A 26992-nucleotide genomic window follows, 5' to 3' on the forward strand; every position below is an offset into this window, starting at 1 on the left:
TTAGCGGCGGAGGATCAGCTCCGTGACGGTTTACGGAGGGGGATATGACCTGTCACGTAGTTAACCAGCTTCTCCAGACTCGCAGCGATCGATTCATTACCCGTGTCCAGGGTCAGCTCAGGATGTTCCGGCGCTTCATACGGCGCGCTGACACCGGTGAATTCAAGCAGCTCGCCAGCATGCGCTTTCTTGTACAGCCCTTTGGGGTCGCGGGCTTCGCACGTCGCCAGGTCGGCTGCGACATGAACTTCGTGAAACATCTGCCCGATCGAATCACGCGCACGCGCACGGTCCTCTCGGTAAGGGGAAATGAACGCGGTGATGCAAATCAAACCCGCGTCGGCAAACAAGCCCGCAGCCTCCCCCACTCGCCGTATGTTCTCGGTTCTGTCTTGGGCGCTGAAACCGAGATTGGCATTCAGGCCTCTGCGCACGTTGTCACCGTCAAGCACATAGCAGGAGTACCCCATCTCCGTCAGGGCAAACTCCAGCGCCATGGACAAAGAGGATTTACCCGAAGCGGAGAGCCCGGTCAGCCACAATACCGCGCCGCTATGGCCGTAATGCGCGTTGCGGTCCGACGCAGTCAGCGAGTGCGGTACGGCGGTCAGGTTGTTATTCATCGTCCGAATCCTGTGGAGCACAAGAGCTACGAGTCACAGCATTACAGCGCGCGGGCATGATTGGCCGGTAATTGTCCCTGGTTGCCTGGAAACTGGACCAGGGCGAACAAACTGATGCACAAAGCTGCCAACAAATACCACGCGGGCACCATTGGGTTGCCGGTTACGCCAATCAGCCAAGCGACAATAAAGGGACAAAAAGCGCCAAAAGTTGTCGTACCCAAGCTGTAGATCATTGAGACACCGGTCGCCCGATGATGACGAGGGAAAGCTTCCAATATCATCACGGTGGTTGCAGCGTTACCGCACAGTACCAAGGCCGAATAGCCGCCAATAACCAGTAATGAATAGACTTGTCCGATCCCTCTGGTCAATAGAAAGAAAGCCGGATACACCAGCACGATGCTACTGATGATCGTCGCGTACTGGATCGGCTTACGCAGGCGTTGCCTGTCGGCGACGCGTGCCAGCAGCGGCACGCCGATAAAAATCAGCGTACTTGAAAGGCAGGCTGAGAGCAGACTGACCATCGGTAGCATATGTAACGTGCCGACCAGATAGATAGGCATGTAATACACCATGAGATAGATACCCGCCGTGGGCGCGGCCATCAACAGTATCCCCAACCCTAGCGTACGGGCATGCTGCGCCAGCATGGCCTTCACCGATGACCGATGAGGGCTTTTCATGGGGGTATTTTCCATGTTGCGACGGATATACCAACCGACTGGCCCGATCAGCATTCCCAAAATGAACGGGATGCGCCAACCCCATTGATGCAACGCCTCAGGGGTCATTATTGCCGTTGTGCACGCCCCGACCAGCGCACCCGCCAGTGCCGCCGCCGCCTGGCTGGCCGAGCGCCAACTGACCACATAACAGCGGCGGCCCTTGGCGGCCAGCTCCATCAGCACAACAGAGGAGACGCCAATCTCGCCCCCAGCTGCGAACCCCTGTAACAACCGACCACAAACAATAAGCAGCATGGACGCCACGCCTATGGAGTTATAGGTCGGCGCAAATGCAATCATGCCGGTGGCCAGCGTCATCAACACGATGGACAAGGTGAGCCCTGCCTTGCGTCCTTTGCGGTCTGCCAGATTGCCGATAAACAACGCGCCAATTGGCCGCATCGCGAACCCGGCACCAAAGGTGAGCAGTGCCATTAGTAGCGATGCAAGTGCGCTGTCAGAAGGGAAGAACAACTTGCCAATGATCACTGCGGAAAAACTGTAAACAGTGAAGTCATAGGTCACCAGACCATTGCCAATGGAAGCCGCCCACACGATGCGCTTTTTGTGCGCACGGGTACGTGCCAGCAACTTCATCGCTGGCGAGGGAGCAGGTAAAAGAGCAGCGGAGCCTTGCATTTATTCTGAACCTTGGGCGGTACTGAAAATCAGGACATTCTCATTTCGGCGTCTCGATACAAGGGAACACAAATCAATATCAAACTGCCATAAAACAGGATCATAACCAAGTATCGCTGCGGCGGCTAATTGCGCTCGGAGCAGGTAACATGCTCGCTGCACTGAAGGAGATGACCTTGCCCGATAGCCGCCCACCCGCCCTTGACGAAATCGACCGCCAATTGATTGCAGCCCTGCAGATCAACGCGCGCGAAAGCGTCGCGATGCTTGCCCGACATTTGGGGATTGCCAGAACGACGGTGACGTCACGCCTAGCCCGCCTGGAAAAAGCCAAGGTCATCACCGGTTATGGTGTGCGCCTGAGTCAACGCGTGGTTGATGGCGGGTTGCAAGCGTATGTCGGCATTACCGTGCAGCCGCGTTCGGGCAAAGAAGTCGTGCGTCGCCTCAGCACCATGGCTCAAGTGCAGCAGCTGTGTGCGGTAAGCGGAGAGTTCGATTACGTGGCGTGGCTGCGCACTGACTCCCCTGAGCAGCTGGATCAATTGCTGGATTTGATTGGCAGCGTCGATGGGGTAGAGAAGACCACAACCTCGATCATCCTCAGTAGCAAGATTGATCGCGGGCAGCCCGTTTAGCGTCTGATGCAACGACAAGCGTCTTCGTGCCCACAAAATCAGGGGCATCTGACAATATGACCATTTATTTCGTCATATTGAAGCATAAAACTGCAAAACGACGACACATTGCGTCTTATTAACGTGCTGACTCTTATCTAGACTGATTCTTTTGCACCCTAGTCGAACAAGGTCAGTCATGAATAATAATCGCCATCCTGCAGACGGTAAAAAACCGATCACTATTTTCGGCCCGGATTTTCCTTTCGCCTTCGACGACTGGATCGAGCATCCGGCCGGATTAGGCAGTATTCCGGCCGAGAACCACGGCAAGGAAGTGGCGATTGTCGGCGCTGGCATCGCAGGCCTGGTCGCTGCCTATGAGCTGATGAAGCTCGGCCTCAAGCCCGTGGTGTACGAAGCCTCGAAGATGGGCGGCCGTTTACGCTCGCAGGCGTTTGAAGGCACTGAAGGAATCATCGCCGAGTTGGGTGGGATGCGTTTCCCGGTGTCGTCCACGGCGTTTTATCACTATGTCGACAAGCTCGGCCTCGAATCAAAACCCTTCCCTAACCCGCTGACCCCCGCGTCCGGCAGCACGGTGATCGACCTGGAAGGCACCACGTATTACGCACAACAATTGTCGGATCTTCCTGCACTGTTTCAGGAAGTAGCCGACGCCTGGGCCGATGCACTGGAAGCCGGCTCGCAATTCGCCGACATCCAGCAAGCCATCCGTGACCGCGATGTGCCGCGCCTGAAAGAGCTGTGGAACACTCTCGTGCCCCTGTGGGATGACCGCACGTTTTACGATTTCGTCGCCACCTCCAAAGCCTTCGCCAAACTGTCCTTCACCCACCGCGAAGTGTTTGGCCAAGTGGGCTTCGGTACCGGCGGCTGGGACTCGGACTTCCCCAACTCGATGCTGGAAATTTTCCGCGTCGTCATGACCAACTGCGACGATCACCAACACCTGATCGTCGGCGGTGTAGAACAAGTGCCACTGGGCATCTGGCGCCATGTGCCGGAACGTTGCGCTCATTGGCCAGCAGGCACCAGCCTCTCGTTGTTGCACCACGGAGCAGCGCGTACCGGGGTCAAACGGATTGCTCGCGCTGACGATGGCCGCTTTGCCGTTACCGACAACTGGGGCGACACCCGCCACTACGCAGCGGTGCTGACCACCTGCCAAAGCTGGCTGCTGACCACCCAGATCGAATGCGAAGAGTCGTTGTTCTCGCAGAAGATGTGGATGGCACTCGACCGCACGCGCTACATGCAATCGTCAAAAACATTCGTCATGGTCGACCGCCCGTTCTGGAAGGACAAAGACCCGGAAACCGGTCGCGACCTGATGAGCATGACCCTCACCGACCGACTCACTCGCGGCACGTATCTGTTTGATAACGGCGACGACAAGCCGGGGGTGATTTGCCTGTCCTATTCGTGGATGAGCGACGCGCTGAAGATGCTCCCACAGCCCATCGAAAAGCGGGTGAAGCTGGCCCTGGACGCGCTGAAAAAAATCTATCCGAAGGTGGACATCGCCGCGCGCATTATTGGCGACCCGATCACGGTGTCGTGGGAAGCGGACCCACATTTCCTAGGGGCTTTCAAAGGCGCATTACCGGGACACTACCGCTACAATCAGCGCATGTACGCGCACTTCATGCAGCAGGACATGCCCAGCGAACAACGCGGAATTTTCATCGCCGGGGACGACGTGTCGTGGACACCTGCCTGGGTTGAAGGCGCAGTGCAGACGTCATTGAATGCGGTGTGGGGCATCATGAATCACTTCGGCGGCAGCACCCACCCAGAGAATCCGGGCCCAGGTGATGTCTTCGACGAAATCGGGCCTATCGCGCTCGCTGATTGAGAGGGAGACACGGACATGCGCATCGCCCTGTATCAATGCCCGCCGCTGCCGCTGGATGTCAGCGGCAACGTGCATCGCCTGGCGCAACAGGCGTCTCAAGCCGCAGCACAAGGGGCAGACCTGTTGGTCTGCCCGGAGATGTTCCTGACCGGTTACAACATCGGAGCGGCCGCAGCATTTTCGCTGGCCGAAACCCGTGACGGTCACTCGGCCGAGCAGGTGGCGGCCATCGCTCAGGCAGAGGGAATTGCCATTTTGTATGGCTACCCCGAACGCGCCAGCGATGCGCAGATTTACAACGCCGTACAGCTGATTGACGCCCAGGGCAGGAGCGTCTGTCATTACCGTAAGACCCATCTTTACGGTGAGTTGGATAAGTCGATGTTCGCCGTCGGTGGCGATGATTTCCCGGTGGTTGAATTGAATGGCTGGCGCCTCGGCCTGCTGATTTGCTACGACTTGGAGTTCCCGGAAAATGCGCGGCGCCTGGCCTTGGCCGGCGCTGATCTGATTCTGGTGCCGACCGCGAACATGGTGCCCTACGATTTCATTGCCGAGGTCACTGTTCGCGCCCGCGCGTTCGAAAACCAGTGCTATGTGGCCTACGCCAATTACTGCGGCAGCGAAGGCGATATCCACTACTGCGGACTGAGCAGCATCGCTGCACCCGATGGCAGCCGAATCGCTCAAGCAGCACGGGATGAAACGTTGATCATTGGCACGCTGGATCGGCAGTTGATGGAAGACTCGCGCGCGATCAACAGCTACTTCAAGGACCGACGGCCGGCGCTGTATGCAGGACTGAGCAAAGGCTGAACCGTTCGTGTCGCGCTCTTTGCGAAAGCAATACCGACCCAAACCCCGGCATATCCGCTAGCATGACAATCCTCTCGCTGAAACGCCGGAAGATGGCATGCCCGCGCTGAATTCCCACACTGTCGAACACCTCACGTTGCCGAACGGGCTGCGGGTTGTGCTGTGTCATGCCCCGCGCCTGAAACGCTGCGCGGCAGCCTTGCGAGTGGCGGCTGGCAGTCATGACGTACCTGCGATGTGGCCAGGCCTGGCGCACTTTCTTGAGCATCTGTTTTTCCTCGGTACCGAGCAGTTTCCAGCCGAAGAGAATCTGATGGCCTTCGTCCAGCGCCATGGTGGACAGGTCAATGCCAGCACCCGAGAGCGCACCACGGACTTCTTCTTCGAACTACCGCAGCCTGTGTTTGCCCAAGGGCTGGAGCGCTTGTGTGAAATGCTCGCTCATCCGCGCATGACCCCGGCCGCTCAACTGCGCGAGCGTGAAGTGCTGCATGCCGAGTTCATCGCGTGGTCTCGGGATGCCGAGGTCCGTTATCAAACAGACTTGATCCAACCCCTTTCAGCGCGACATCCACTGCGCGCGTTTCATGCCGGTAATCGCTACAGCCTGCCGGTACCACGTCGGGCTTTTCAGCAGGCCTTGCACGACTTTTATCAGCGCTTCTATCAGGCCGGGCAGATGACCTTGAGCCTGACCGGTCCGCAACCGCTGGCCGAGTTGAAAGCCCTGGCCACGGCGTATGGCAGCTGCATCGGCGCAGGGGAAAAGACTGAACAGTCCAAGTCAGCGCCATTGATGAGCGGAGCGCCCCGCCCGCAGCCCATTGCCGATCCGCGTCGGCTGCATCTGGTTTTTGCGTGCGAAGACTTACCGGAGTCCAGCCCCGACGCGGTGGCGTTTTTCTGTACCTGGCTGACCGCCGCACACCCTGGCAGTTTGCTGTTCGAACTGCGTGAACGCGGCTTGATCGAATCGCTCAGCGCCGCACCGCTGTATCAGGTCGATCAACAACTGTTGCTCAATATCGAGTGCGTATTGACTGTCGACGGCATTGGACAGCGCAGGCAGATCACCGCGTTGTTCTTTGACTGGCTGGCGTTCTTCAAGGCCCAAGACGACTGGTCGACCCTGCGTGAAGAATACGCGCTGCTGCAACAACGCCGCTTGGCGGTGGGTAGTGCCCTCGATCTGGCACGGCATTTTAGTGAGCACCTTGAGCGGGCGGATTGGCTGTTGCCCCTAAACGCCCTGCTCACCCAATTGCAGCCCTCGCGGGTGTTGCATCCGCTGGCTGACGCCGCTGTGGATAACTCGAGCACCGGACAGGTTGCGTGGCGCTTACCTGAACCCAATCCATTCCTGCGCCCCGCCACGCCGCCGGTCTTGAGCGTGCCAGCGGCGGCGTCCATGCACTTCAGCGATGCCCTGCCCTGCGACGCCGGCGAAGGGGCGATTTTCCTGCGCTGGCGACTGGACGCGGCGCATCCCGACCTCTGGCAGATGCTCAACGACAGCCTGAAAACCCTCTGTGATACCGCGCAACAAGCGGGGGTCAGCCTTGGATTCAGTGCGTACGGCCATTTTTGGCAACTCAAGCTAAGCGGCTTGTCTGCACCGATGCCAGCCATCCTCCGTCACGCCTTGCACTTACTGACGGCACCCGACAGCAACACCTTGGCACAATATGGTCAAGCCAGCACCGAGCCCCCCCAGATTCCGATCCGACAGTTGCTCAAGCGCTTGCCGAATGCCTGCCAAGGCCCTGTTGTGTGCGTTCACGCCAACGATTTACCGGCCCTGTGGTCAACCGCGCAGTGGATGGGTTTCGCTGTCGGTCTGTCAGACGATGGCCGCGCCACGCTGAATGCCGAGCTGAAGCTGATGCCCGGCACGCTCGATGACCAGCCCTTGAAAGCGCCGCTCCCTCGGCCGGGTAAACACTGGCACACAGAGCCGTCGGAATCATCTGAAAATGCAGTGCTACTGTTCTGCCCCGCGCCGAGCCAAAACCTGTTTGACGAAGCCGCCTGGCGCGTATTGGCGCACCTCGGCCAAGCGCCCTTCTATCAACGCCTGCGAGTCGAACTGCAACTGGGCTATGCCGTATTCAGCGGCTTTCGGCAGGTAGCCGGGCAAGCGGGATGGCTGTTGGGTGTGCAGTCGCCCAGCGCCACGGCAGCCGACATCATCAATCATCTGCAGGAGTTCATCAGCCGCTTGCCGACGTTGATCTACGAAGCGAATCTGCCGCTACAGCAGCAAGCATTGGCCGCGCAGTTCGAGACAGCCGCCATGGACCTCCTGCAAGCCAGCGAATGGCTCTGGCAGGCGCACCTTGCCGGGCATGACGAAGAGTATCCGCGCCATTTGCAAACGGCTCTTTTATGCATCGATCAGCAACAATTACTGAGCGCCGCTGATCAGCTAGTGAATGCGACCGGCGGCTGGCTATGCCTGGTTAACCGCTTGAGCCCGAGCCTTCCCTGGCAAGCGGACGGGTGACTATCCTCCATTCTGCAATTGGCTATGTTGAAAATTGCGGCGTATACAGGGACAAGAGTTTAGTAACATAGCTACCTAAGCATCTGAACGTCTCCCTGCGAAGGTGGACTAAAGATGTAGTTATCCCTGCTGTACCTACTCTAAAGGAGTCTTTTATGTGGACTAAACCTGCTTACACTGATCTGCGGATCGGCTTCGAAGTCACCATGTACTTCGCAAGCCGTTGATGTCGACGCGGTCTAACGCCTCGGCTCGCCGGGGCGTTTTTGTTTATAGCGTCATTGAAACCCAAATTTCGAACCTCGCGTGGTGGAGCTGATATGTACATCCAGATTCTAGGTTCCGCCGCGGGTGGTGGCTTCCCTCAGTGGAACTGCAACTGCACCAACTGCGCGGGTTTTCGCGACGGTAGCCTGCGGGCTGTGGCTCGCACTCAATCCTCCATCGCCCTGTCGGACGACGGCGTGCATTGGGTGTTGTGCAACGCCTCACCAGATATCCGCGCACAACTCCAAAGCTTCGCGCCCATGCAGCCGGGCCGTGCCCTGCGTGACACCGGCATCAACGCCATCGTGTTGATGGACAGCCAGATCGACCACACCACTGGCCTGCTCAGCCTGCGCGAAGGCTGCCCGCATCAGGTCTGGTGCACCGACATGGTTCATGAGGACCTGAGCACCGGCTTCCCGCTGTTCCCCATGCTGACCCACTGGAACGGCGGCCTGAACTGGAATCGCATTGAGCTTGAGGGCAGCTTTGTCATCCCCGCCTGCCCGAATCTGCGTTTCACCCCGTTCCCGCTGCGCAGTGCCGCCCCCCCCTATTCGCCACACCGCTTCGACCCGCATCCAGGCGACAACATTGGCCTGATCGTTGAAGACCTGAAAACCGGTGGCAAGCTGTTCTATGCGCCAGGCCTGGGCAAAGTCGATGAAGCATTGATCCAGAAAATGCGTGCCGCCGACTGCCTGTTGGTGGACGGGACGATGTGGGAAGACGACGAAATGCTGCGCCGTGGCGTCGGCACCCGCACCGGTCGCGAGATGGGCCACCTGTCACAGAATGGCCCCGGCGGCATGCTCGAAGTGCTCGAGCAACTGCCGGAACAGCGCAAAGTGCTTATCCACATCAACAACACCAACCCGATCCTCGACGAAGACTCCCCAGAGCGCGCCGAGCTGGCACGGCGTAATGTCGAAGTTGCCTACGACGGCATGAGTATCGAGCTTTAGGAGCCCACATGAGCGACGCCACTGCGCTGTCCCCCGCTGAATTCGAACAGGCCCTGCGCGCCAAGGGTGCGTATTACCATATCCATCACCCGTTCCACGTGGCGATGTACGAAGGCCGTGCGACCCGTGAGCAGATTCAGGGCTGGGTCGCCAACCGCTTCTATTACCAGGTGAACATCCCGCTCAAGGATGCCGCGATTCTGGCCAACTGCCCGGACCGTGAAGTGCGCCGCGAGTGGATTCAGCGTTTACTCGATCACGACGGCGCGCCGGGTGAAGACGGTGGCATCGAAGCCTGGCTGCGTCTGGGTCAGGCGGTGGGGCTGGACCCGGATCAGTTGCGCTCGCAGGAATTGGTCCTGCCCGGCGTGCGTTTCGCCGTCGATGCCTACGTCAACTTCGCCCGCCGTGCCAATTGGCAGGAAGCCGCCAGCAGCTCGCTGACCGAATTGTTCGCGCCGCAGATCCACCAGTCGCGCCTGGACAGCTGGCCGCAGCACTATCCGTGGATCGACCCCACCGGTTACGAGTATTTCCGTACCCGTCTGGGTCAGGCCCGACGTGACGTGGAGCATGGGATGGCGATCACCTTGCAGCACTACACCACGTTCGAAGGCCAGCAGCGCATGCTGGAAATTTTGCAGTTCAAACTGGACATACTGTGGAGCATGCTTGATGCCATGAGCATGGCCTATGAGCTGAACCGCCCGCCCTACCACAGCGTCACCGACCAGCGCGTCTGGCACAAGGGGATAGCCTTATGAGCTTCGATCAACACCTGACGCCACGCTGGCGCCAAGGCTATCGTTTCCAGTATGAGCCTGCGCAAAAAGGTCATGTGCTGCTGTACCCGGAAGGCATGATCAAACTCAATGAAAGCGCCGGCGCCATTGGCGGCCTGATCGATGGCGAGCGCAGCGTCGTGGTGATTATCGAGATGCTGGGCCAACAGTTCCCAGGCTTTCCCGAACTCGGCGCAGACGTCGAGCAGTTTATGGAGGTCGCTCGTGCTGAACACTGGATCGAACTCATCTGAGTTGACGCAGCAACTACCGCCCAAGCCTGAAACCGGTTTGCCTTTATGGCTACTGGCCGAGCTGACGTATCGCTGCCCGCTGCAATGCCCGTACTGCTCCAACCCGCTGGATTTCGCCGCGCAAGGGCAAGAGCTGACCACCGAAGAGTGGTTCAAGGTGTTCCGTGAAGCACGGGAGATGGGCGCGGCGCAGATCGGTTTTTCCGGCGGCGAACCGCTGGTGCGTCAGGACCTGGCAGAACTGATTGCCGAAGCACGTCGGCTGGGTTTCTACACCAACCTGATCACCTCCGGCATAGGTTTGACCGAACAGAAGATCGCTGACTTCAAAAAAGCCGGGCTGGACCATATCCAGATCAGCTTCCAGGCCAGCGACGAGCAGGTGAACAACCTGCTGGCCGGCTCGAAAAAAGCCTTTGCGCAGAAGCTGGAAATGGCCCGCGCAGTGAAAGCCCACGGCTACCCGATGGTGCTGAATTTTGTCACCCACCGGCACAACATCGACAAGATCGACCGCATCATCGAGCTGTGCATCGCACTCGAAGCGGACTTCGTCGAGCTTGCCACTTGCCAGTTCTATGGCTGGGCGCAACTCAACCGTGTTGGCCTGTTGCCGACCCGTGAGCAACTGGTGCGTGCCGAGCGCGTCACCAACGAATACCGGGCCAAACTGGCCGCAGAAAATCACCCGTGCAAACTGATTTTCGTCACACCGGATTACTACGAAGAGCGCCCAAAAGCCTGCATGAATGGCTGGGGCAGCATCTTCCTCACCGTGACCCCGGACGGTACCGCCCTGCCGTGCCATGGTGCGCGGCAGATGCCGGTGCAGTTTCCCAATGTGCGCGATCACAGCATGCAGCACATCTGGTACGACTCGTTCGGCTTCAATCGTTTCCGTGGTTATGACTGGATGCCCGAGCCCTGCCGTTCTTGCGACGAGAAGGAAAAAGACTTCGGTGGATGCCGTTGCCAGGCCTTTATGCTGACCGGCGATGCCAGCAATGCCGACCCGGTCTGCAGTAAATCGGAGCATCACGGGATGATTATTCAGGCCCGCGAAGAAGCCGAGTATGCTACTCAGACCATTGAGCAGCTGGCTTTCCGCAATGAACGCAACTCACGCCTCATCATCAAATCCTGAGCTTTTAAGTGCCGCGCAGGCAGTGGCGGCGGGCGTTGATTTCGCAGAACTGGCGGTCAGCCCGGCCGGCCTGTTCTGGAACGAATACCGCCCTGAAGATGCCACCTGTCGCGTCTGGCGCTGGCATCAGGGCCAGACGCAATGCCTGACGCCTGACGGTTTCAGTGTGCGCAGTCGGGTCTATGAATATGGCGGTGGTTCGTTCTGCTTGAGCGACGACGCCGTACTGTTCGTCAATGAGGCTGATCAGCAAATATATCGCCAACGGTTCGATGACAGCGTCCCTGAGCTGTTGAGCCGTGGCAACAAACGTTATGGCGATTTGCGATTTGCCAACGGTCAGATTCTGGCCGTGGAAGAAGATCACGACACCCATCGTTTGGTCGCCCTCGATATCGCGGACGGTCAACGCCATCTGCTGGCTGAAGGCGCTGATTTCTATGCTGCGCCGACCCTTGGTCCCATCGGTAAGCGCCTGGCCTGGATCGAGTGGCAACGCCCGCATCAGCCATGGACCTCGACCCGGTTGATGTGCGCAGAACGCCAGACCGATGGCCATTGGGGACGAGCACACTGTGTTGCCGGGGATGTCACCGAGGAGTCTCTGCAACAACCGCGCTTCGACGCCCTGGACCACCTGTTTTGCCTGACTGATCGTGATGGCTTCTGGCAGCCGTGGGGCGAGACGCCCACCGGCCTCGCGGCGCTTCCTGCTGCCAGGGCTGATCACTCCCCCGCGCCGTGGCAATTGGGCGGCAGCACCTGGCTGCCGCTGGATAACGGCGATTATCTGGCGAGCTGGTCCGAAGAGGGTTTTGGCCGACTGGGTATGTGTCATGCCGACGGCACGTTGGAGGATTTCACTGGCGATTACAGCCGCTTCCGCAGCCTGGCCGTGGATGAGCAGTTTATCTACTGCATCGCGGCCTCGGCGATCAGCCCTTCAGCCGTTCTGGCCATCCAGCGCAAGGACCATCGCGTGCAGGTGCTGGCCGGTGGTGTTGCGCCGCTGCCCGCCGAGCGCATCAGCCGCCCTCAAGCGCTGCGCTACCCAAGCAGCACCGGCGAGGCTCATGGCTTTTTCTACCCGGCCATGACCGGTGAGCAAAAACCACCCTTGGTGGTGTTCATTCATGGCGGCCCGACGTCGGCCTGTTATCCGGTCCTGGATCCGCGTATCCAATACTGGAGTCAGCGCGGATTCGCTGTCGCCGACCTCAACTACCGTGGCAGTACCGGTTATGGTCGCGCCTATCGGCAAAGCCTGCATTTGAACTGGGGCGAAGCCGACGTCGACGACGCCTGTGCTGTGGTCGCATACCTCGCCGAACGGTCGATGATCAACCCTGATCAGGCCTTCATTCGAGGCGGCAGTGCGGGCGGCTACACCACCCTGTGTGCGCTGGCGTTCCGTCGGGTGTTTCGCGCAGGGGCGAGTTTGTACGGCGTCAGTGATCCGATTGCGCTAGGCCTTGTGACTCACAAATTCGAGGCGGATTATCTGGATTGGCTGATCGGCGATCCCGAGAAAGACATAGAGCGCTACCAGGCCCGTACCCCGCTACTGCACGCCAGCGAGATCAGCGTGCCGGTGATCTTCTTTCAGGGCGAACTGGATACGGTGGTGGTGCCCGCGCAGACCCGCGACATGCTTAAGGCCTTGCTGGACAATAATATCCGCGCCGAAGCCCACTTCTACCTCGACGAGCGCCACGGTTTTCGCAAGGCGGCGAACCAGGCCCATGCGCTGGAAGAGGAATGGCGGTTTTATCGCGATGTCATCGACAGCTGCGACACGGTGCAGGCCCCTCAAGCCGCAACAACATCCCGGCGCTCGTGACTTGAAGCGGTCGAGCGGGCCAATACCGCCGCCACCGGCCTGCTGCCTTCCACCGCGCAGCCCAGGACGATGATGTCGGCGCGGATCCCGCAACATGTTTCACACAGCAGCGTTTCGCGACGGCCCATACCCGTCAGGGTTTCATCGAGAATCAACAGGATCTTCAACTCGCGACACAGCTGGGCGACACCCTGAAAGTACGCACGGGTCGCGGCCAGGCTTTCGTGGCCGCCGCGAATCGGCTCCAAAATGATCGCAACAGTCTGCGCGTCGACAGCGGCATGCAGCGCCGCCAGATCATTGAATGGAACGTTGATCGCATTCGGTCTGCAGCTGCCCGACGAAATGATCCCGAAGGCACCGCGGCGATGCTCCTGACCCCAAGTGCTTGTCAGCCTGATTGCCACCTCCCGGGCCTCGGCGGCAGTCTCGACGATAAGCACCTGATCGCTGGCCGTACTGCAGCGCAAGCGCTCACCCAGACTGAGTCCCGCGTACGCATCAGCGCTTTCCGGTTCCAGCTCGATACCCGCGTCATTCTGTTCCAGACGGCCAAACAACAGCTTGAACACGTTCATGCCCGCAACCCCACCAGCGGAAGCCCCAGCAGGCGGTCGGTCCAGTCTTCGACCTGCCCGGTGCGTAAGCGCTTGAGCGCAATATCACGCCAGCGCGAAGCGAGTGCGGGGCAATCCACCAGTTTTTTCAGACCCGCACGCTCCAGCGGCTCCGTGTAGAAACTGCGCAAGGCCCACGCCACGGTCAAGCCGGGGTAGCTGCGCTGAACCAGCTCGAAAGGATCGCTCGCACTGACGAACCCGGGTTTGAGCACCCGGTAAAACCAGCCACAGCGACCACTGTCTTGCGCCTGTTGCGGCATGTCTTGCAGACCCCAGCGCTGGCTCAAGCGATAACACGGCGAGCGCGGCTGACTGATCTGCAGCAGCGCCGTGCCCCAGCGGAACATGTCGCCCAGGCAGGCGTGCTCTTCGGTCAAGCCAAGGGTGGAGAGGTTTTCGCCAAACGCCGGGGCGCTCCAGTCGATGTGCGGATAAAGCGTGCGCCAGTAGGCATAGTGTTCGGCGGGATAATGATGCAGCGCGCGTTCTGGCCCGGTATGAAAGCGCGGATCGCCATGCTCATCACATCCCAGGCCTTGTGGCCAGAGCCAAGTTCGGCGTTCGAGCCGCTGTTTATCGATATCAATGACCAATCCATGACCAAGGTTTTTTGCTTTCCCTATGTAAACGCCTTCGACATACACGCTATTCATCGAAATTTCTGGCCCTGTAAGCCTCGTGGAATGGGCGTAGACTAGGCTTCCTAGGGGCTCACAGCCATTTCGATTTCCCAGCATTTTCGATAAGATTTACTTATGGATTTTCGGCAGCTGCGGTATTTTGTCGCTGTATATGAAGAAGGCCACGTCGGACGGGCCGCGGAGCGACTTTCACTGTCGCAGCCGGCGCTTTCGCAGCAGATTCGTCAGCTCGAACACACCCTTGATGTCAGCCTGTTCGAACGCAGCAGCAAGCGTCTGGTGCCGACCCTGGCCGCACATACGCTTTACAATCACGCCCTGCCTTTGCTCGACGGCATGCAACGCGCCCGCGATGCACTGCGTAACTTCAAAGGGCAGTCGGCACATACCTTGGCGATTGGCGTGCTGCAAACGGTGCTGGGCCTGGTGCCACAGTTACTCGAGCGCGTACGCAAGGCGCAGCCGCATTTGGTGGTGCACATCTACGAGCTGTCCGGACTGGAGATCGAACGGCGCCTGCTCAATGGGGCGCTGGACATCGGCATCAGCTTTCTGCCTGCGCATCAACCCGGCTTGCACAGCTTGTTGCTCTATGAAGACGAGTTACAGTTGGTCATCCCCGCCAACCACCCGCTGCGCGAGTTCAAGAAGGTATCGCTAAGTCAGGCGGCGGAACTGCCGATGCTGTTGCTGGGCGAAGAGTATCAGGTGCGGCAAATCTGGCAGGCACAACTGGCTAACCTGGGACGCAGGCCGCATGTGCAGGCGGAACTCAATAGCATGTCAGGCATACTCGACAGCCTGCTCAATACCACGTTGGCGACGGTATTACCGGGGCGCGTGCAGCGAACTCAGGAAAACCCGGGGCTGCTTTGGAAACCGCTGACAGAACCGCGGGTGCCGCTCAAGGTTGGATTGGTTTTCCGCGATGCGCAACGTCAACAGCCGACGCTGGAACTGCTGCGTTCATTGATGGAGGAAGTGGTCAATGGACGTCCGGGCCTGCCGGTGTCGCTGGATGAGCTGAGCTGACATCTATCAGGCGAGTGACGCTAAATCGCGCACAAAAAGAAAACCCCGCCGAAGCGGGGCTTTGCAGACTGTTTCCCTGACATCCTTTTCGCCCCGCCATCCTGGCAGGAATCCTTACGTGTCCGTGTTGTGTTTTATGCGCTTCCTGCGCTACGTCCATGTGAAGTAGATTAGCTTTGGATCCATACAAACGATAGGGGCAAACAGCAGCACGTCATGTAAGCAAATGCTTACATTGCGTCAGACCTGTCCGACCCGAAATCAAAACTGCGAAGCCTCGAGCAGGAACAGCGTTTCACTGCCAGCCTTGACCGACGCGCTCAAGGACTGAATACGCGGCAGCAGACGGGCGAAGTAGAAACGCGCAGTTCCCAGTTTGCTGGCGTAGAAGTCTTCCCGGGTTTCTTTACCGAACGCCGCCTTGGCCATCAAGGCCCACATGTAGGCATAGGCGGTGTAGCCGAAAGCGTGCAGGTACTCGACCGATGCAGCGCCGATTTCGTTGGGGTTATCTTTGGATTGCTCCAGTACCCAATGCGTCAGTTCATCGAGGGTATCGAGTGCAGCGTTCAACGGCTTGGTGAATTCGGCCAGCTCTCGGCCGGCACCGGCGGTGAACTGACGAATTTCGTCAGCGAAGAGCGTGTAGTACGCACCGCCGTTGCCCACGATTTTGCGCCCGACCAGGTCCAGCGCCTGGATACCGTTAGTACCCTCGTAGATCTGGGTGATCCGCACGTCGCGGACCAGTTGCTCCTGGCCCCACTCACGAATGAAGCCGTGGCCGCCGAACACTTGCTGACCGTGCACTGTGGTTTCCAGCCCAAGATCGGTCAGGAACGCCTTCGCCACTGGCGTCAGCAACGCCACCAGATCATCGGCACGTTTACGCGCTGCAGCGTCTTCGCTGAACTTGGCGATATCCAGTTGCATGGCCACGTAAGTGGAGAACGCACGACCGCCTTCGTTGGAGGCTTTCATGGTCAACAGCATGCGGCGCACATCGGGGTGAACAATGATCGGATCGGCAATTTTATCCTTGGCTTTAGCGCCGGTCGGCGAGCGACTTTGCAGGCGGTCGCGGGCATATTCGATAGCGTTCTGGTACGAACGCTCGCCGGAGGCCAGGCCCTGGATACCGACACCCAGACGCTCGTAGTTCATCATGGTGAACATGGCCGCCAGGCCTTTGTTAGGTTCACCCACGAGGTAACCGACCGCCGCATCGAAGTTCATCACACAGGTAGCGGACGCCTGAATACCCATTTTGTGTTCGATGGAGCCACAGCTGACCGGGTTACGCTCACCCAGAGTCCCGTCGGCATTGACCATGAACTTGGGCACCAGGAACAGCGAGATGCCTTTCGGGCCTGCTGGCGCATCTGGCAGCTTGGCCAGGACCAAATGGATGATGTTTTCAGTCAGGTCGTGCTCGCCGCCCGTGATGAATATCTTGGTGCCGCTGATTGTGTAGGAGCCGTCGGCCTGAGGATCGGCTTTGGTGCGAATAATCCCCAGATCGGTACCGGCATGGGACTCGGTCAGGCACATGGAACCGGCCCAGACCCCAGAGTACATATTCGGCAGATAAGTGGCCTTGAGCGCTTCGCTGGCATGGGTGTTGATCGAGACACACGCACCGGATGTCAGCATCGGATACAAACCGAACGCCAGGCTTGAGGAATTGATCATTTCTTCGACCTGAGCCGACACTACTTTGGGCATGCCCATGCCGCCGAACGCCGGGTCACCACCGACACCGACCCAACCACCGTCAGCGTACGTCTGATAAGCCTCGGGGAATCCGGCCGGAGTGGTCACGACGCCGTCATTCCAGTGGCAGCCCTCTTCATCGCCACTCCGACTGAGCGGCGCGATGCTTTTGCTGGTGACTTTACCCGCCTCTTCGAGAATGGCCTCTACCGTGTCGGCGTCCACTGTTTCGGCCAACGCCGGCAGCTGAGCCCAAAGCGTGGCAACCTCGAAAACTTCATTAAGGACGAAGCGCATATCACGCAGGGGCGCTTTGTAGTCAGCCATGGCAAACCTCGCAAAAAATTGAGCCGGTGTAACGGAGACATCAAGTGTAACCGAACACCATTTGCGACACATAGGGTCGAAGCATGACCAATTTGTAATTTTTGGTCATGCTCATTGAGACGATGCAGCGCTCACGACCGGCTAGGGATTACAAGGCGAACAGCTGCGCGGGCAACTGCATCAGGCAATCACTGCCCGCCTCGATGGCCGCTTGGTGGGCACCGGTGCGCGGCAACAGACGCTTGAAGTAGAACGCGCAGGTCGCCAGCTTGGCCTGGCAATAATCCGCCTCGCCGCTGCCGTCCTCCAGCTGAGTCTGAGCCACCAGTGCCATGCGCAACCACAGGTACCCAAGAATGATATAGCCGCTGTACATCAGGTAATCCAGCGCAGCTGCGCCCACTTCGTCCGGGTTTTTCATGGCCGCCATGCCGATGTGGGTGGTCAGTTCGCCCCACTGTTTGTTTAACCCACTCAACTGCGCAACGAAGCCCTTGAGCTGTGGATGCCCGGCATTGGCTTCGCAAAATGTGTGGACGATTTTGGTGAAGCCACGCAGCAGTTTTCCTTGACTGCCCAATACTTTGCGGCCGAGCAAATCGAGGGCCTGAATGCCGTTGGTGCCTTCATAAATGGGTGCAATCCGACAGTCGCGCACCAACTGCTCCATGCCCCACTCACGAATATAGCCGTGGCCGCCGAAGACCTGCATGCCATGGTTGGTCACTTCCAGGCCGGTCTCGGTCATGAACGCTTTGCAGATCGGCGTGAGGAACGCCAACAGGTTTTCCGCCTCCTCGCGCTGACCCGCGTCGCTGCTCATGTGTGCGGTATCGAGCAACTGGGCAGTCATGTACGTCAGTGCGCGATTGCCTTCGTTGAAGGCTTTCATGGTCAGCAACATGCGGCGAACATCAGGGTGGACAATGATCGGATCAGCGACCTTATCCGGCGCTTTGGGGCCGGTCAGCGCACGCATCTGTAAACGTTCATTGGCGTATTTTATCGCACCCTGGAAGCTGGCTTCGCCCAGGCACAAGCCCTGCATCCCCGTGCCCAGGCGTGCGTGGTTCATCATGGTGAACATGCAGTTGAGGCCCTTGTTGGCCTCGCCGATCAGGTAACCGGTGGCGCTGTCGAAGTTGAGCACGCAGGTGGCCGACGCCTTGATCCCCATCTTGTGTTCGATCGAACCACACGACACGCCGTTGCGCTGGCCCGCGTCGCCTGCGGCGTCCGGCAAGAACTTGGGCACAATGAACAGCGAGATGCCTTTGGTGCCCGCCGGTGCATCCGGCAGTTTCGCCAGTACCAGGTGCACGATATTCTGGCTCATGTCGTGTTCGCCAGCGGAGATAAAAATCTTGCTGCCGGACACGGCGTAGCTGCCATCCGCTTGCGGTACGGCCCGGGTTTTGATGATGCCCAGGTCGGTACCGCAGTGGGCTTCAGTCAGGCACATAGTCCCGGTCCATTGACCTTCAGTCAGCTTGCTCAGGTAGGTCTGTTTCTGCGCGTCAGTGCCGTGGGTATGGATCGCCGACATCGCGCCATGGGTCAAGCCGGGGTACATCCCCCAGGACGTATTACTCGACCCGATCATTTCGCTGATGACCAAGCCCAGAGACAATGGCAGTCCCTGCCCGCCATAAGCCGGATCCGCTGCCAGGCCGTGCCAGCCGCCCTCGACGTATTGGGCAAACGCTTCCTTGAAGCCCTTGGGTGTGGTGACCACGCCCTGATCGAAATGACAGCCTTCTTCATCGCCAGACCGGTTCAGCGGCGACAGCACCTGTTCGCAGAATTTGGCCCCTTCTTCAAGGATTGCGCTGACCATATCCGGGCTCGCGTCGTCAGCTCCGAGCCTTGCGTAATGAGCTGGAAAGTCAAAAACGTAGTCGATCAGAAAGCGCATATCGCGCAGGGGAGCTTTATAGTCAGGCATGGTTTTTTCTCCGGCAGCAGATGCGTCAACCTACTGCGCAGACCTGACCCGAACAACCACACTAGAGACGCTGAATGCGCCGTCATCACTCAACCGCCAGCGCCAGCCATCCGCACTGCGCCGCTGCGGCTCTGGCCGTGGAACATCACGCAATTGCGCCCTGCACCTTTGGCACTGTAGAGCGCCTGGTCGGCAGACTTGAGGACTTCCTCGGCAGTTCGGTGGTCCACTTGCCGTTCGGCGACACCGATACTGACGGTCACCGAAACGCTGCTCGCCTGGGCACTGCTTCTGCGTTGACGACCCTGTTGATCGTCTTGTGGACGATCCTGATTGCGTAGATGAATGTTGTATGTGGCGATGGCTTCGCGGATCGCCTCCAGGTGGGGCATGCATTCTTCCAGCGTCTTGCCCGCGAACACCACGGCAAATTCTTCACCGCCATAGCGGTAGGCACGACCACCGCCAGTGACTTTCGACAACTTGCTGGCCACCAGACGCAGCACCTGATCGCCGACGTCATGCCCATGGGTGTCGTTGAATTTCTTGAAGTGATCGACGTCGGTCATCGCCAACACATAATTACGCCCCAGGCGCTGCATGCGCTCATTAAGCGCACGACGACCAGGCAGTCCGGTGAGCTCATCGCGAAAGGCCATTTGATAAGCCTCATGTGCAACGGCCGCAGCAATCATCAGCATCACCTGGCTGCACATGACATTCAGGGTGAACGGCAGAATGAATGTTTTTGGCAGCGCCCAGAACAACCCCACCAAACCCACTATCTGAGCAGCGTGCAACGGACGCGGTTTGCGTAGGTATTGCACCGTCAACAAGACGAAGCTCGCAAAAAATACCGGGTACGCCAACTGAATCAGGCTCATCCAGTTGCCATGCAGGGCCGGCCAGCGGATCACCGCCAGCCAGCTCAGCAGCGCCTGTGGATAACTTTGCTCCAACGCCAGGGCGACACTACCAACCGCGAACAATACGGCAAAGCGGGCCACCAGATCGCGGAACAAATGGGTGCGCTCCTCCCATGCAGCGAACACACCGAACAACAGCGGCAGCAACAGGCAGCACAGGTGAAAGACCACGGCAGCGTCTTCACGCACCTTGCCATTGTCTCGGTAATAATCGGTCTGGGTGTCGAGCAGGAAGTAGGCGGTGTAGACCGTGATCATCAGAAACAGCTCGCGCTGACGCCGATAGACCCCGCAGTAAGCACCACCCAATAACAGAACCAGGGTTGGCAGCACGTTGAACAGCGAAGTGAAGAAGACGTTGAGGTCCTTCACGTACGCAGCAGCAAGCCCCGCAACCAACAGCAACAACGATGGCAGGAAATGACTAAAACGTACGGGAGAAAAACGCGGCAAGGGGGATGACTCCTACCCGGCGTAACAATAGAAATATCGACAGATGGCATTGTGCCTGCACTGCCTGCGTTAAGCACTCAAATGGCTCAAAAACATGCTCAAGTCTTTGTTAGCGGCCACACCGGGGAAATCTGAACGTAAAAAAGCCGCTTCCCCCATAGGAGAAGCGGCTTTTCAGAGGCTGCGCGAGGGTTTAGTAACCCAGAGCGAAGTTTTCTTCTTTCATGTCCATCAGGTTGTTTGCACCCGACAGCATGGTCACAACGTGTGTACGGGTACGCGGCAGAATGCGCTGGAAGTAGAAACGTGCTGTTTGCAGCTTGGCTGTGTAGAACGCTTCTTCACTGGTACCGGCAGCGAGCTTTTCCGCCGCCAGACGCGCCATGTCAGCCCAGAAATAAGCCAGACATGCATAACCGGAATACATCAGGTAATCCACCGACGCAGCACCGACTTCTTCGCGATCCTTCATGGCCGCCATACCAACCTTCATGGTCAGCTCGCCCCACTCTTTGTTCAGCGCAGCCAACGGCTCGACGAACTCTTTGACGGCTTCGTTGCCTTCGTTGGTCTGGCAGAACTTGTGGACGATCTTGGTGAAGCCCTTGAGCGCTTCGCCTTGGGTCATCAACACTTTACGGCCGAGCAGGTCCAACGCCTGAATACCGGTGGTGCCTTCGTACAGCATGGAAATACGGCTGTCGCGAACGTTCTGCTCCATGCCCCACTCGGCGATGAAGCCGTGTCCACCATAGATCTGCACACCATGGTTAGCGGACTCGAAGCCCACTTCAGTCATGAAGGCCTTCGCAATCGGGGTCATGAACGCCAACAGGGCGTCTGCTTGTTTCTTCTGCTCAACGTCCTGGCCGTACTTGACGATGTCGACCAGCTTGGCAGTGAAGTACACCATCGCACGGTTGCCTTCGGCGAAGGCTTTCATGGTCAACAGCATGCGACGGACATCAGGGTGCACGATGATCGGGTCAGCGGCTTTTTCCGGCGCTTTCGGGCCAGTCAAAGAACGCATTTGCAGGCGATCACGCGCATATTTCAGGCCGCCCTGGAAGCCGATCTCGGCGTGAGCCAGGCCTTGCAACGCAGTGCCCAAACGCGCGGTGTTCATAAAGGTGAACATGCAGTTCAGGCCTTTGTTCGCCTGGCCGATCAGGAAACCGGTGGCCGCGTCGAAGTTCATCACGCAGGTCGCGTTACCGTGGATGCCCATTTTGTGTTCGAGGGAGCCACAGTTCACGGCGTTGCGAGCGCCGATGCTGCCGTCAGCGTTTGGCAGAAACTTCGGCACGATGAACAGCGAGATACCTTTGGTGCCAGCCGGTGCGTCCGGCAGACGTGCCAGCACGATATGGACGATGTTGTCGGCCATGTCGTGTTCGCCAGCAGAAATGAAGATTTTGGTGCCCGTAACTTTGTAGGAACCGTCAGCCTGAGGTTCGGCTTTGGTGCGCAACATGCCCAAATCGGTACCGCAGTGCGATTCGGTCAGACACATGGTGCCGGTCCATTCGCCGGAAACCAGCTTGGTCAGGTAAGCCTGCTGCTGTTCTTCGGTGCCGTGCTCGGAAATGGTGTTCATCGCGCCATGAGACAGGCCTGGGTACATCCCCCACGACCAGTTGGCTTCGCCAACCATTTCACTGACTGCCAGACCCAGCGACTCAGGCAGGCCTTGGCCGCCATGCTCGACGTCATGAGCCAGGCTTGGCCAGCCGCCTTCCACGAATTGTTGATAAGCCTGCTTGAAACCCGACGGGGTTTTCACGCCGGACTCGCTCCAGGTGCACCCTTCGGTGTCGCCGACACGATTCAGCGGAGCCAACACCTGCTCACAAAACTTGGCGCCTTCCTCAAGAATGGCGTCAACCATGTCTGGAGTAGCGTCCTGGCAAGCCGGCAGGCTTTGATAATGCGCTTCATAACCGAGCAGTTCGTCACGAACGAAGCGAATATCACGCAAGGGGGCCTTGTAGTCAGGCATAGCGATAAACCTCTGCTGATGAATCCTGGAATGAATGACCGATCGGTCGCTGTGGGGATTTCCCCAACCACCTGACAATCTCAAGTTGCCTAGCGGTCAAACAGTTGTTTGAAACATACGTTTACGACCAAACCTTGTCAAGCTTAGCAAGCGAGCCATTCATCGCCGATGGGCTGTACATCCCGCGCGCAAAGGTCCGCAGCCGCAGACAAGCACGCTCAAGACGACTATGCCGAGCAGTCTCGAAAAAGAAATTTTAGTTGAGCGTAAAAGAGGTAGGGGTGTATCGCGGTGCGCGGGCGCGCACCGAAAGGACTGAATTCAAGCGTGGGTATCGATCAGCGTGCCAAGCACTTCATCGGAAGCCTTGGCGACCTTGACCCCGAGATCTGCCTGGATCTTGCCCATAGACAGTTCCACCGCACTGGAGGCCAGGTCGGTTTGCCGGCTGCGATCAACCGAATGCAGGCGGTCAGCCTGGTAGTTGGACGACTGGTTATTCGCGGAGGTTTCGACCCCGTTTTGGGCGATCTGGCTGGCCGCTTGATCGACACGCGCCTGCCCGCCCTGAATGCTGCTCAGGCCCGAGTAGAAAGCAGTGTTTCCGGAGATTTCCATACGACGGTCCCTCAGTTCATAAAGCGAACCCGGTCATTGAAGCAGACTGAAACCTAAAAGGCCCGACAAAAAGACTAATAGCAATTGGCCGCACGATAGTCAAAGTACTTTTGACGCAGCACTGTCGCGCAGCAAACCCGGTCAATTGTAGGCGCTGCCGAAGGCTGCGATAGACGGCGTGAGCCCCTCAGGTCGCCCCTTAATCCAGCAACTCCAGATGAAGAAATTCCGCCACGGCCTCAGCCGTCGGTTTTTTCAGCCGAGGCACGCGTCCCAGGCACGGCGCTGGCAAGCGTTCGGCCAGGGTGGCGAGGTTTTCTTCCAGGCGAGCCGTCTTGCCATCGATAATGTTGGCGACCCAGCCCGCCAGCTGCAGGCCGTCCCGGGCGATGGCTTCGGCGGTCAACAGTGCGTGGTTGATGCAACCCAGACGCACCCCAACTACCAAAATCACGGGCAATTGCAGTGCCTTTGCAAGATCGGACAGATTGCTCTGGTCGGCGAGCGGCACGCGCCAGCCCCCAGCCCCTTCAATCAGGGTGAAGTCAGCACCCTTGCTCAATAGATAGCGCATGGGTTCCAGCAGAGATTGCACGGTCAATGCCACGCCAGCTTCGCGCGCCGCCAAATGGGGAGCGATGGCCGGCTCGAATGCCACCGGGTTCACCTCTTCATAGGTCAGCGTCACTGAGCACTCCGCCAGCAGTGCCAGTGCATCGGCGTTGCGCAGCCCCTCGGGGCTGACAATGCAACCCGATGCTACGGGTTTGCCCGCTACCGTGCTCAAACCTGATTGGCGAGCGGCATACAGCAGCCCGGCAGCAATGGTGGTTTTACCGATGTCCGTATCGGTGCCCGCGATGAAATACGAACGGCTCATCTCAGTACCTTCTGTTCAAGGTTTTTCCAACACCGCGTAGACCACTTGGTAAGTGGCCGGCAGCCCTTCGCTCTGGCGAAAATGCTCATACGCGTCGATCAATCCCAGTATGCGCGCGCGTCCGGTCAAACCACCGGGTCGGCCAGGGTTGAGGTTGTGCGCGCCGAGGGCTTTCAGCTCATGAGTCAGGCTGCGCACGTCCGGGTAATGCAGGACATGGGGCTGCACTTCGAGGCTTCGCACCCGCAAGCCACTGGCCGCGCACAGCTGTTGATAGTCGTCGAGCGGGCGGAAATGGTTAACGTGCACCAGGCCGTCCACCGCCTGCCAGCTTTCGCGCAGCTCATATAAGGTGCCGACACACAGGCTGGCAAACGCCAACACGCCCCCCGGTTGCAGCACACGCCGCGCTTCGCTGAGCACCGCAGCAAAGTCCGCGCACCACTGCACCGCAAGGCTGGAAAAAATCAGCCCACAGCTTTGATCCACCAACGGCAGGCGCTCGGCATCACCGGCGACAAAGTGCTGCGCCCCGCCCGATGGACGCGCATGACGCAACATGCCTTCGGCGATATCCAGCGCGAGGCCTTCGCTCTGGGTGAAATGTTCAGCCAGCGCGCGACTGAAATAACCAGTGCCGCTGCCCAGGTCCAGCCAGCGCGATGGGTTCAGCGGAGGCGGCAAGCGTGCGAGCAGTTCGCTGCCCACGGCGCGCTGCAATTCGGCGACGCTGTCGTAGCTGGCCGCTGCACGGGAAAAGGACGCGGCAACCTGACGCTTGTCGGGCAAGGCACCGGACAGGGTGGTGTTTGGTTGTTTGAAACAGGATAAATCAGTCATCACCCGACTCATGCAAAAAGGCCTGAATTGCCGCAGCCACTCCGTGGGGATTTTCCAAGATGAACGCATGACTGGCCTCTTCGATCAGGCCAACCTCGACATCAGGCAGCAGGGTCAGCACATCACTGGCAGCCTCTGCCGGTACCAGCGCATCAAGGCCCGCGAACAGGTGCAGTTGCGGACCACGATAGGCCTGTAAGGCAAGCCGGGTATCGAGCTGCCCCAGCAACTTCAAGCCATTGAGCAGCACGTCAGCCGGGGTGTGGGGTGCACCGGCATACAGCAGGCGCGCCAGACCGCGCGGGTCTTCGGCACCTTGCACGCACAACAGGCTGAAGCGCTTGAGCGTGCCCAAGGGATCGGCGCTGCACCCTGCAAGAAACGCATCGAAGTCCTCGGGCGGCATCGCGCTGGGCCAGGCGTCACGCGATACAAAACAGGTGTTGCTGGCAAACGTCAGCAAACCACAGCAACGATCGCCGCGGCGCGCAGCCAGTTCCGCTGCCAGCATGCCACCGAGCGACCAGCCGCCAAGCCATGCGTTATCCGGCAACGTGGCGTCCAGTTCATCGAGCAGCTCACTCAGCTCGACGTTTCCGAAAGCGGACACGTCGAACTCGGGTAGCGGCTCTACTTCAACCCGCAAATGTTCGTCCAGACCGCGTAAAGCAGCAGCCAACGGCTCCAGCGGCGAGATCCCGAGACCCCAGCCCGATAGCAAAACAAGACGATCACGCATGGCCTGCTTCCACCGATTCGCATGTGTCGAGCAGCGGGTAACACTGCGCCAATGCACTTAACAATAGCTGCACTTGCGCCTGGCTGTGAGCCGCGGACAAGGTCACGCGCAAACGCGCACTGCCGGCGGGCACGGTAGGCGGGCGAATCGCGGTCACCAGCAGGCCGCGCTCACGCAGCATCTGCGACAGGCGCAAGGCGCGGCCACTGTCGCCAATCAGGATCGGCTGGATCGGGGTGAAGCTGTCCATCAGTTGCAGGCCGATCTGCTCGGCACCGCTACGGAACTGCTGAATCAAACGCGTCAGATGCTCCCGACGCCAATGCTCAGTGCGCAACAGCTCAAGGCTTTTCAGCGTGGCGCAGGCCAGCGCAGGCGGTTGGCTGGTGGTGTAAATGTAGGGCCGGGCGAACTGGATCAGGGTTTCGATCAAATCGTCACTGCCCGCGACAAATGCCCCGGCCGTGCCGAACGCTTTGCCGAGCGTGCCGACCAATACAGGCACGTCCTCCAGGCTCAAGCCTAAGTGCTCGACGATCCCCGCCCCGGTGGCGCCCAACGGGCCAAACCCATGGGCGTCGTCAACCATCAACCAGGCGCCTTTGGCCTTCGCCGCTTGCGCCAACGCTGGCAGGTCGGCCAGGTCGCCGTCCATGCTGAACACGCCATCGGTGACCACCAGCGTATTACCGCTGGCTTTCTCCAGGCGCGCTGCAAGGCTGCTCGCGTCGTTGTGCAGGTAACGTGAAAACCGCGCACCGCTGAGTAAGCCGGCATCGAGCAAAGAGGCGTGGTTAAGGCGATCTTCCAACACCGTATCGCCCTGCCCGATCAGCGCCGTCACGGCACCCAGGTTGGCCATGTAGCCATTGGAAAACAGCAAGGCACGAGGACGACCGGTCAGGTCGGCAAGGGCTTCTTCGAGTTCATGGTGCGGACTGCTGTGGCCGATCACCAAATGCGAAGCACCACCGCCCACGCCCCAGCGTTCAGCACCTGCTCGCCAGGCGGCGACCACATCAGGGTGATTGGCCAGGCCCAGATAATCGTTGCTGCAAAAGGCCAACAAGGGCTGACCATCGACCACCACTGCAGGGCCTTGTGGGCTTTGTAACAGAGGGCGGTGGCGATACAACTGTTCAGCGCGACGAGCAGCCAGACGCGTGCGGAGATCGAAAGACATGCAGGCTCCGACGTTT

Annotated in this window: 24 protein-coding genes; 11 read left to right on the plus strand and 13 right to left on the minus strand. The window is 59.1% G+C overall.

Translation table 11 applies throughout. From position 1 onward, the window contains the following. Positions 1 to 14: 14 nt before the first annotated feature. Positions 15 to 623, minus strand: a complete 609-nt coding sequence (gene cysC, locus QN399_RS11540) for an adenylyl-sulfate kinase (RefSeq protein ID WP_322182556.1) — start codon at positions 621 to 623, stop codon at positions 15 to 17. 41 nt (positions 624 to 664) lie between these two features. Then, complete coding sequence (locus tag QN399_RS11545) at positions 665 to 1993, minus strand: MFS transporter (RefSeq protein ID WP_330200957.1); 1329 nt, start codon at positions 1991 to 1993, stop codon at positions 665 to 667. 176 nt (positions 1994 to 2169) lie between these two features. Between QN399_RS11545 and QN399_RS11550 the strand changes: the two genes are divergently transcribed. The 10 genes from QN399_RS11550 to QN399_RS11595 all read left to right on the plus strand — a co-directional run bounded on the left by QN399_RS11550 (position 2170) and on the right by QN399_RS11595 (position 13060). Beyond that, on the plus strand, positions 2170 to 2631 hold the full coding sequence (locus tag QN399_RS11550; protein ID WP_322278466.1) for an Lrp/AsnC family transcriptional regulator: 462 nt from the start codon (positions 2170 to 2172) through the stop codon (positions 2629 to 2631). Positions 2632 to 2809: 178 nt separating this feature from the next. Beyond that, on the plus strand, positions 2810 to 4489 hold the full coding sequence (locus QN399_RS11555) for an FAD-dependent oxidoreductase (RefSeq protein ID WP_330200958.1): 1680 nt from the start codon (positions 2810 to 2812) through the stop codon (positions 4487 to 4489). Positions 4490 to 4504: 15 nt separating this feature from the next. Beyond that, a complete protein-coding gene (locus QN399_RS11560; protein WP_322182563.1) occupies positions 4505 to 5305 on the plus strand; it encodes a carbon-nitrogen hydrolase family protein in 801 nt (266 codons plus the stop codon). 97 nt (positions 5306 to 5402) lie between these two features. Beyond that, positions 5403 to 7808: a pyrroloquinoline quinone biosynthesis protein PqqF gene (pqqF, locus tag QN399_RS11565; RefSeq protein ID WP_330200959.1), complete on the plus strand. Its 2406-nt coding sequence runs from the start codon at positions 5403 to 5405 to the stop codon at positions 7806 to 7808. A 155-nt stretch (positions 7809 to 7963) separates the two neighbouring features. Next, positions 7964 to 8035: a pyrroloquinoline quinone precursor peptide PqqA gene (gene pqqA / locus QN399_RS11570; RefSeq protein WP_008365141.1), complete on the plus strand. Its 72-nt coding sequence runs from the start codon at positions 7964 to 7966 to the stop codon at positions 8033 to 8035. Between the two features lie 93 nt (positions 8036 to 8128). Further along, a complete protein-coding gene (pqqB, locus tag QN399_RS11575) occupies positions 8129 to 9040 on the plus strand; it encodes a pyrroloquinoline quinone biosynthesis protein PqqB (protein ID WP_322182567.1) in 912 nt (303 codons plus the stop codon). An 8-nt stretch (positions 9041 to 9048) separates the two neighbouring features. Continuing rightward, the gene (pqqC, locus tag QN399_RS11580) at positions 9049 to 9804 is read left to right on the plus strand and encodes a pyrroloquinoline-quinone synthase PqqC (RefSeq protein WP_322182569.1); all 756 of its coding nucleotides are present in this window, start codon (positions 9049 to 9051) and stop codon (positions 9802 to 9804) included. After that, positions 9801 to 10076 (plus strand): pyrroloquinoline quinone biosynthesis peptide chaperone PqqD, encoded by a 276-nt coding sequence (gene pqqD / locus QN399_RS11585; RefSeq protein WP_322182571.1) that lies wholly within the window; start codon positions 9801 to 9803, stop codon positions 10074 to 10076. The genes pqqC and pqqD overlap by 4 nt, the downstream gene beginning before the upstream one ends. Before the next feature lies 1 nt (position 10077). After that, positions 10078 to 11220, plus strand: coding sequence for a pyrroloquinoline quinone biosynthesis protein PqqE (pqqE, locus tag QN399_RS11590; RefSeq protein ID WP_219064583.1), 1143 nt, complete (start codon positions 10078 to 10080; stop codon positions 11218 to 11220). After that, positions 11186 to 13060 carry a prolyl oligopeptidase family serine peptidase gene (locus tag QN399_RS11595; protein WP_330200960.1) on the plus strand — a complete coding sequence of 625 codons (1875 nt, stop codon included), beginning with the start codon at positions 11186 to 11188 and terminating at the stop codon, positions 13058 to 13060. The genes pqqE and QN399_RS11595 overlap by 35 nt, the downstream gene beginning before the upstream one ends. Here the strand turns inward: QN399_RS11595 and QN399_RS11600 are convergent. Next, complete coding sequence (locus QN399_RS11600; protein WP_322182575.1) at positions 13030 to 13638, minus strand: aminotransferase class III-fold pyridoxal phosphate-dependent enzyme; 609 nt, start codon at positions 13636 to 13638, stop codon at positions 13030 to 13032. The genes QN399_RS11595 and QN399_RS11600 overlap by 31 nt on opposite strands. After that, a complete protein-coding gene (locus tag QN399_RS11605) occupies positions 13635 to 14333 on the minus strand; it encodes an MOSC domain-containing protein (protein WP_322182577.1) in 699 nt (232 codons plus the stop codon). The genes QN399_RS11600 and QN399_RS11605 overlap by 4 nt, the downstream gene beginning before the upstream one ends. A gap of 102 nt (positions 14334 to 14435) precedes the next feature. Here QN399_RS11605 and QN399_RS11610 point away from each other — a divergent pair, with 102 nt between their 5' ends. Beyond that, positions 14436 to 15353, plus strand: coding sequence for a LysR substrate-binding domain-containing protein (locus tag QN399_RS11610; RefSeq protein WP_330200961.1), 918 nt, complete (start codon positions 14436 to 14438; stop codon positions 15351 to 15353). A gap of 261 nt (positions 15354 to 15614) precedes the next feature. Here the strand turns inward: QN399_RS11610 and QN399_RS11615 are convergent, their stop codons facing one another. From QN399_RS11615 to bioF, 9 genes are all read right to left on the minus strand, one after another. Then, positions 15615 to 17393, minus strand: coding sequence for an acyl-CoA dehydrogenase C-terminal domain-containing protein (locus QN399_RS11615; protein WP_330200962.1), 1779 nt, complete (start codon positions 17391 to 17393; stop codon positions 15615 to 15617). A gap of 148 nt (positions 17394 to 17541) precedes the next feature. After that, positions 17542 to 19338 (minus strand): acyl-CoA dehydrogenase C-terminal domain-containing protein, encoded by a 1797-nt coding sequence (locus QN399_RS11620; protein WP_330200963.1) that lies wholly within the window; start codon positions 19336 to 19338, stop codon positions 17542 to 17544. 89 nt (positions 19339 to 19427) lie between these two features. Beyond that, the gene (locus QN399_RS11625; RefSeq protein ID WP_322218349.1) at positions 19428 to 20717 is read right to left on the minus strand and encodes a GGDEF domain-containing protein; all 1290 of its coding nucleotides are present in this window, start codon (positions 20715 to 20717) and stop codon (positions 19428 to 19430) included. A 193-nt stretch (positions 20718 to 20910) separates the two neighbouring features. Continuing rightward, complete coding sequence (locus QN399_RS11630) at positions 20911 to 22716, minus strand: phenylacyl-CoA dehydrogenase (RefSeq protein WP_330200964.1); 1806 nt, start codon at positions 22714 to 22716, stop codon at positions 20911 to 20913. Between the two features lie 321 nt (positions 22717 to 23037). Further along, positions 23038 to 23334 (minus strand): pyrroloquinoline quinone biosynthesis protein PqqE, encoded by a 297-nt coding sequence (locus QN399_RS11635; protein WP_322182589.1) that lies wholly within the window; start codon positions 23332 to 23334, stop codon positions 23038 to 23040. A 199-nt stretch (positions 23335 to 23533) separates the two neighbouring features. Continuing rightward, on the minus strand, positions 23534 to 24214 hold the full coding sequence (gene bioD / locus QN399_RS11640) for a dethiobiotin synthase (protein WP_330200965.1): 681 nt from the start codon (positions 24212 to 24214) through the stop codon (positions 23534 to 23536). Positions 24215 to 24229: 15 nt separating this feature from the next. After that, complete coding sequence (gene bioC / locus QN399_RS11645) at positions 24230 to 25054, minus strand: malonyl-ACP O-methyltransferase BioC (protein ID WP_322182593.1); 825 nt, start codon at positions 25052 to 25054, stop codon at positions 24230 to 24232. Beyond that, positions 25047 to 25793 (minus strand): alpha/beta fold hydrolase, encoded by a 747-nt coding sequence (locus tag QN399_RS11650; RefSeq protein ID WP_322218355.1) that lies wholly within the window; start codon positions 25791 to 25793, stop codon positions 25047 to 25049. Before QN399_RS11650 ends, bioC begins: the two co-directional genes overlap by 8 nt. Further along, positions 25786 to 26976, minus strand: a complete 1191-nt coding sequence (gene bioF, locus QN399_RS11655; protein WP_330200966.1) for an 8-amino-7-oxononanoate synthase — start codon at positions 26974 to 26976, stop codon at positions 25786 to 25788. Before bioF ends, QN399_RS11650 begins: the two co-directional genes overlap by 8 nt. Positions 26977 to 26992: the final 16 nt, after the last annotated feature.

The sequence above is a fragment of the Pseudomonas sp. 10C3 genome (assembly GCF_036346185.1).
Classification (GTDB): Bacteria; Pseudomonadota; Gammaproteobacteria; order Pseudomonadales; family Pseudomonadaceae; genus Aquipseudomonas.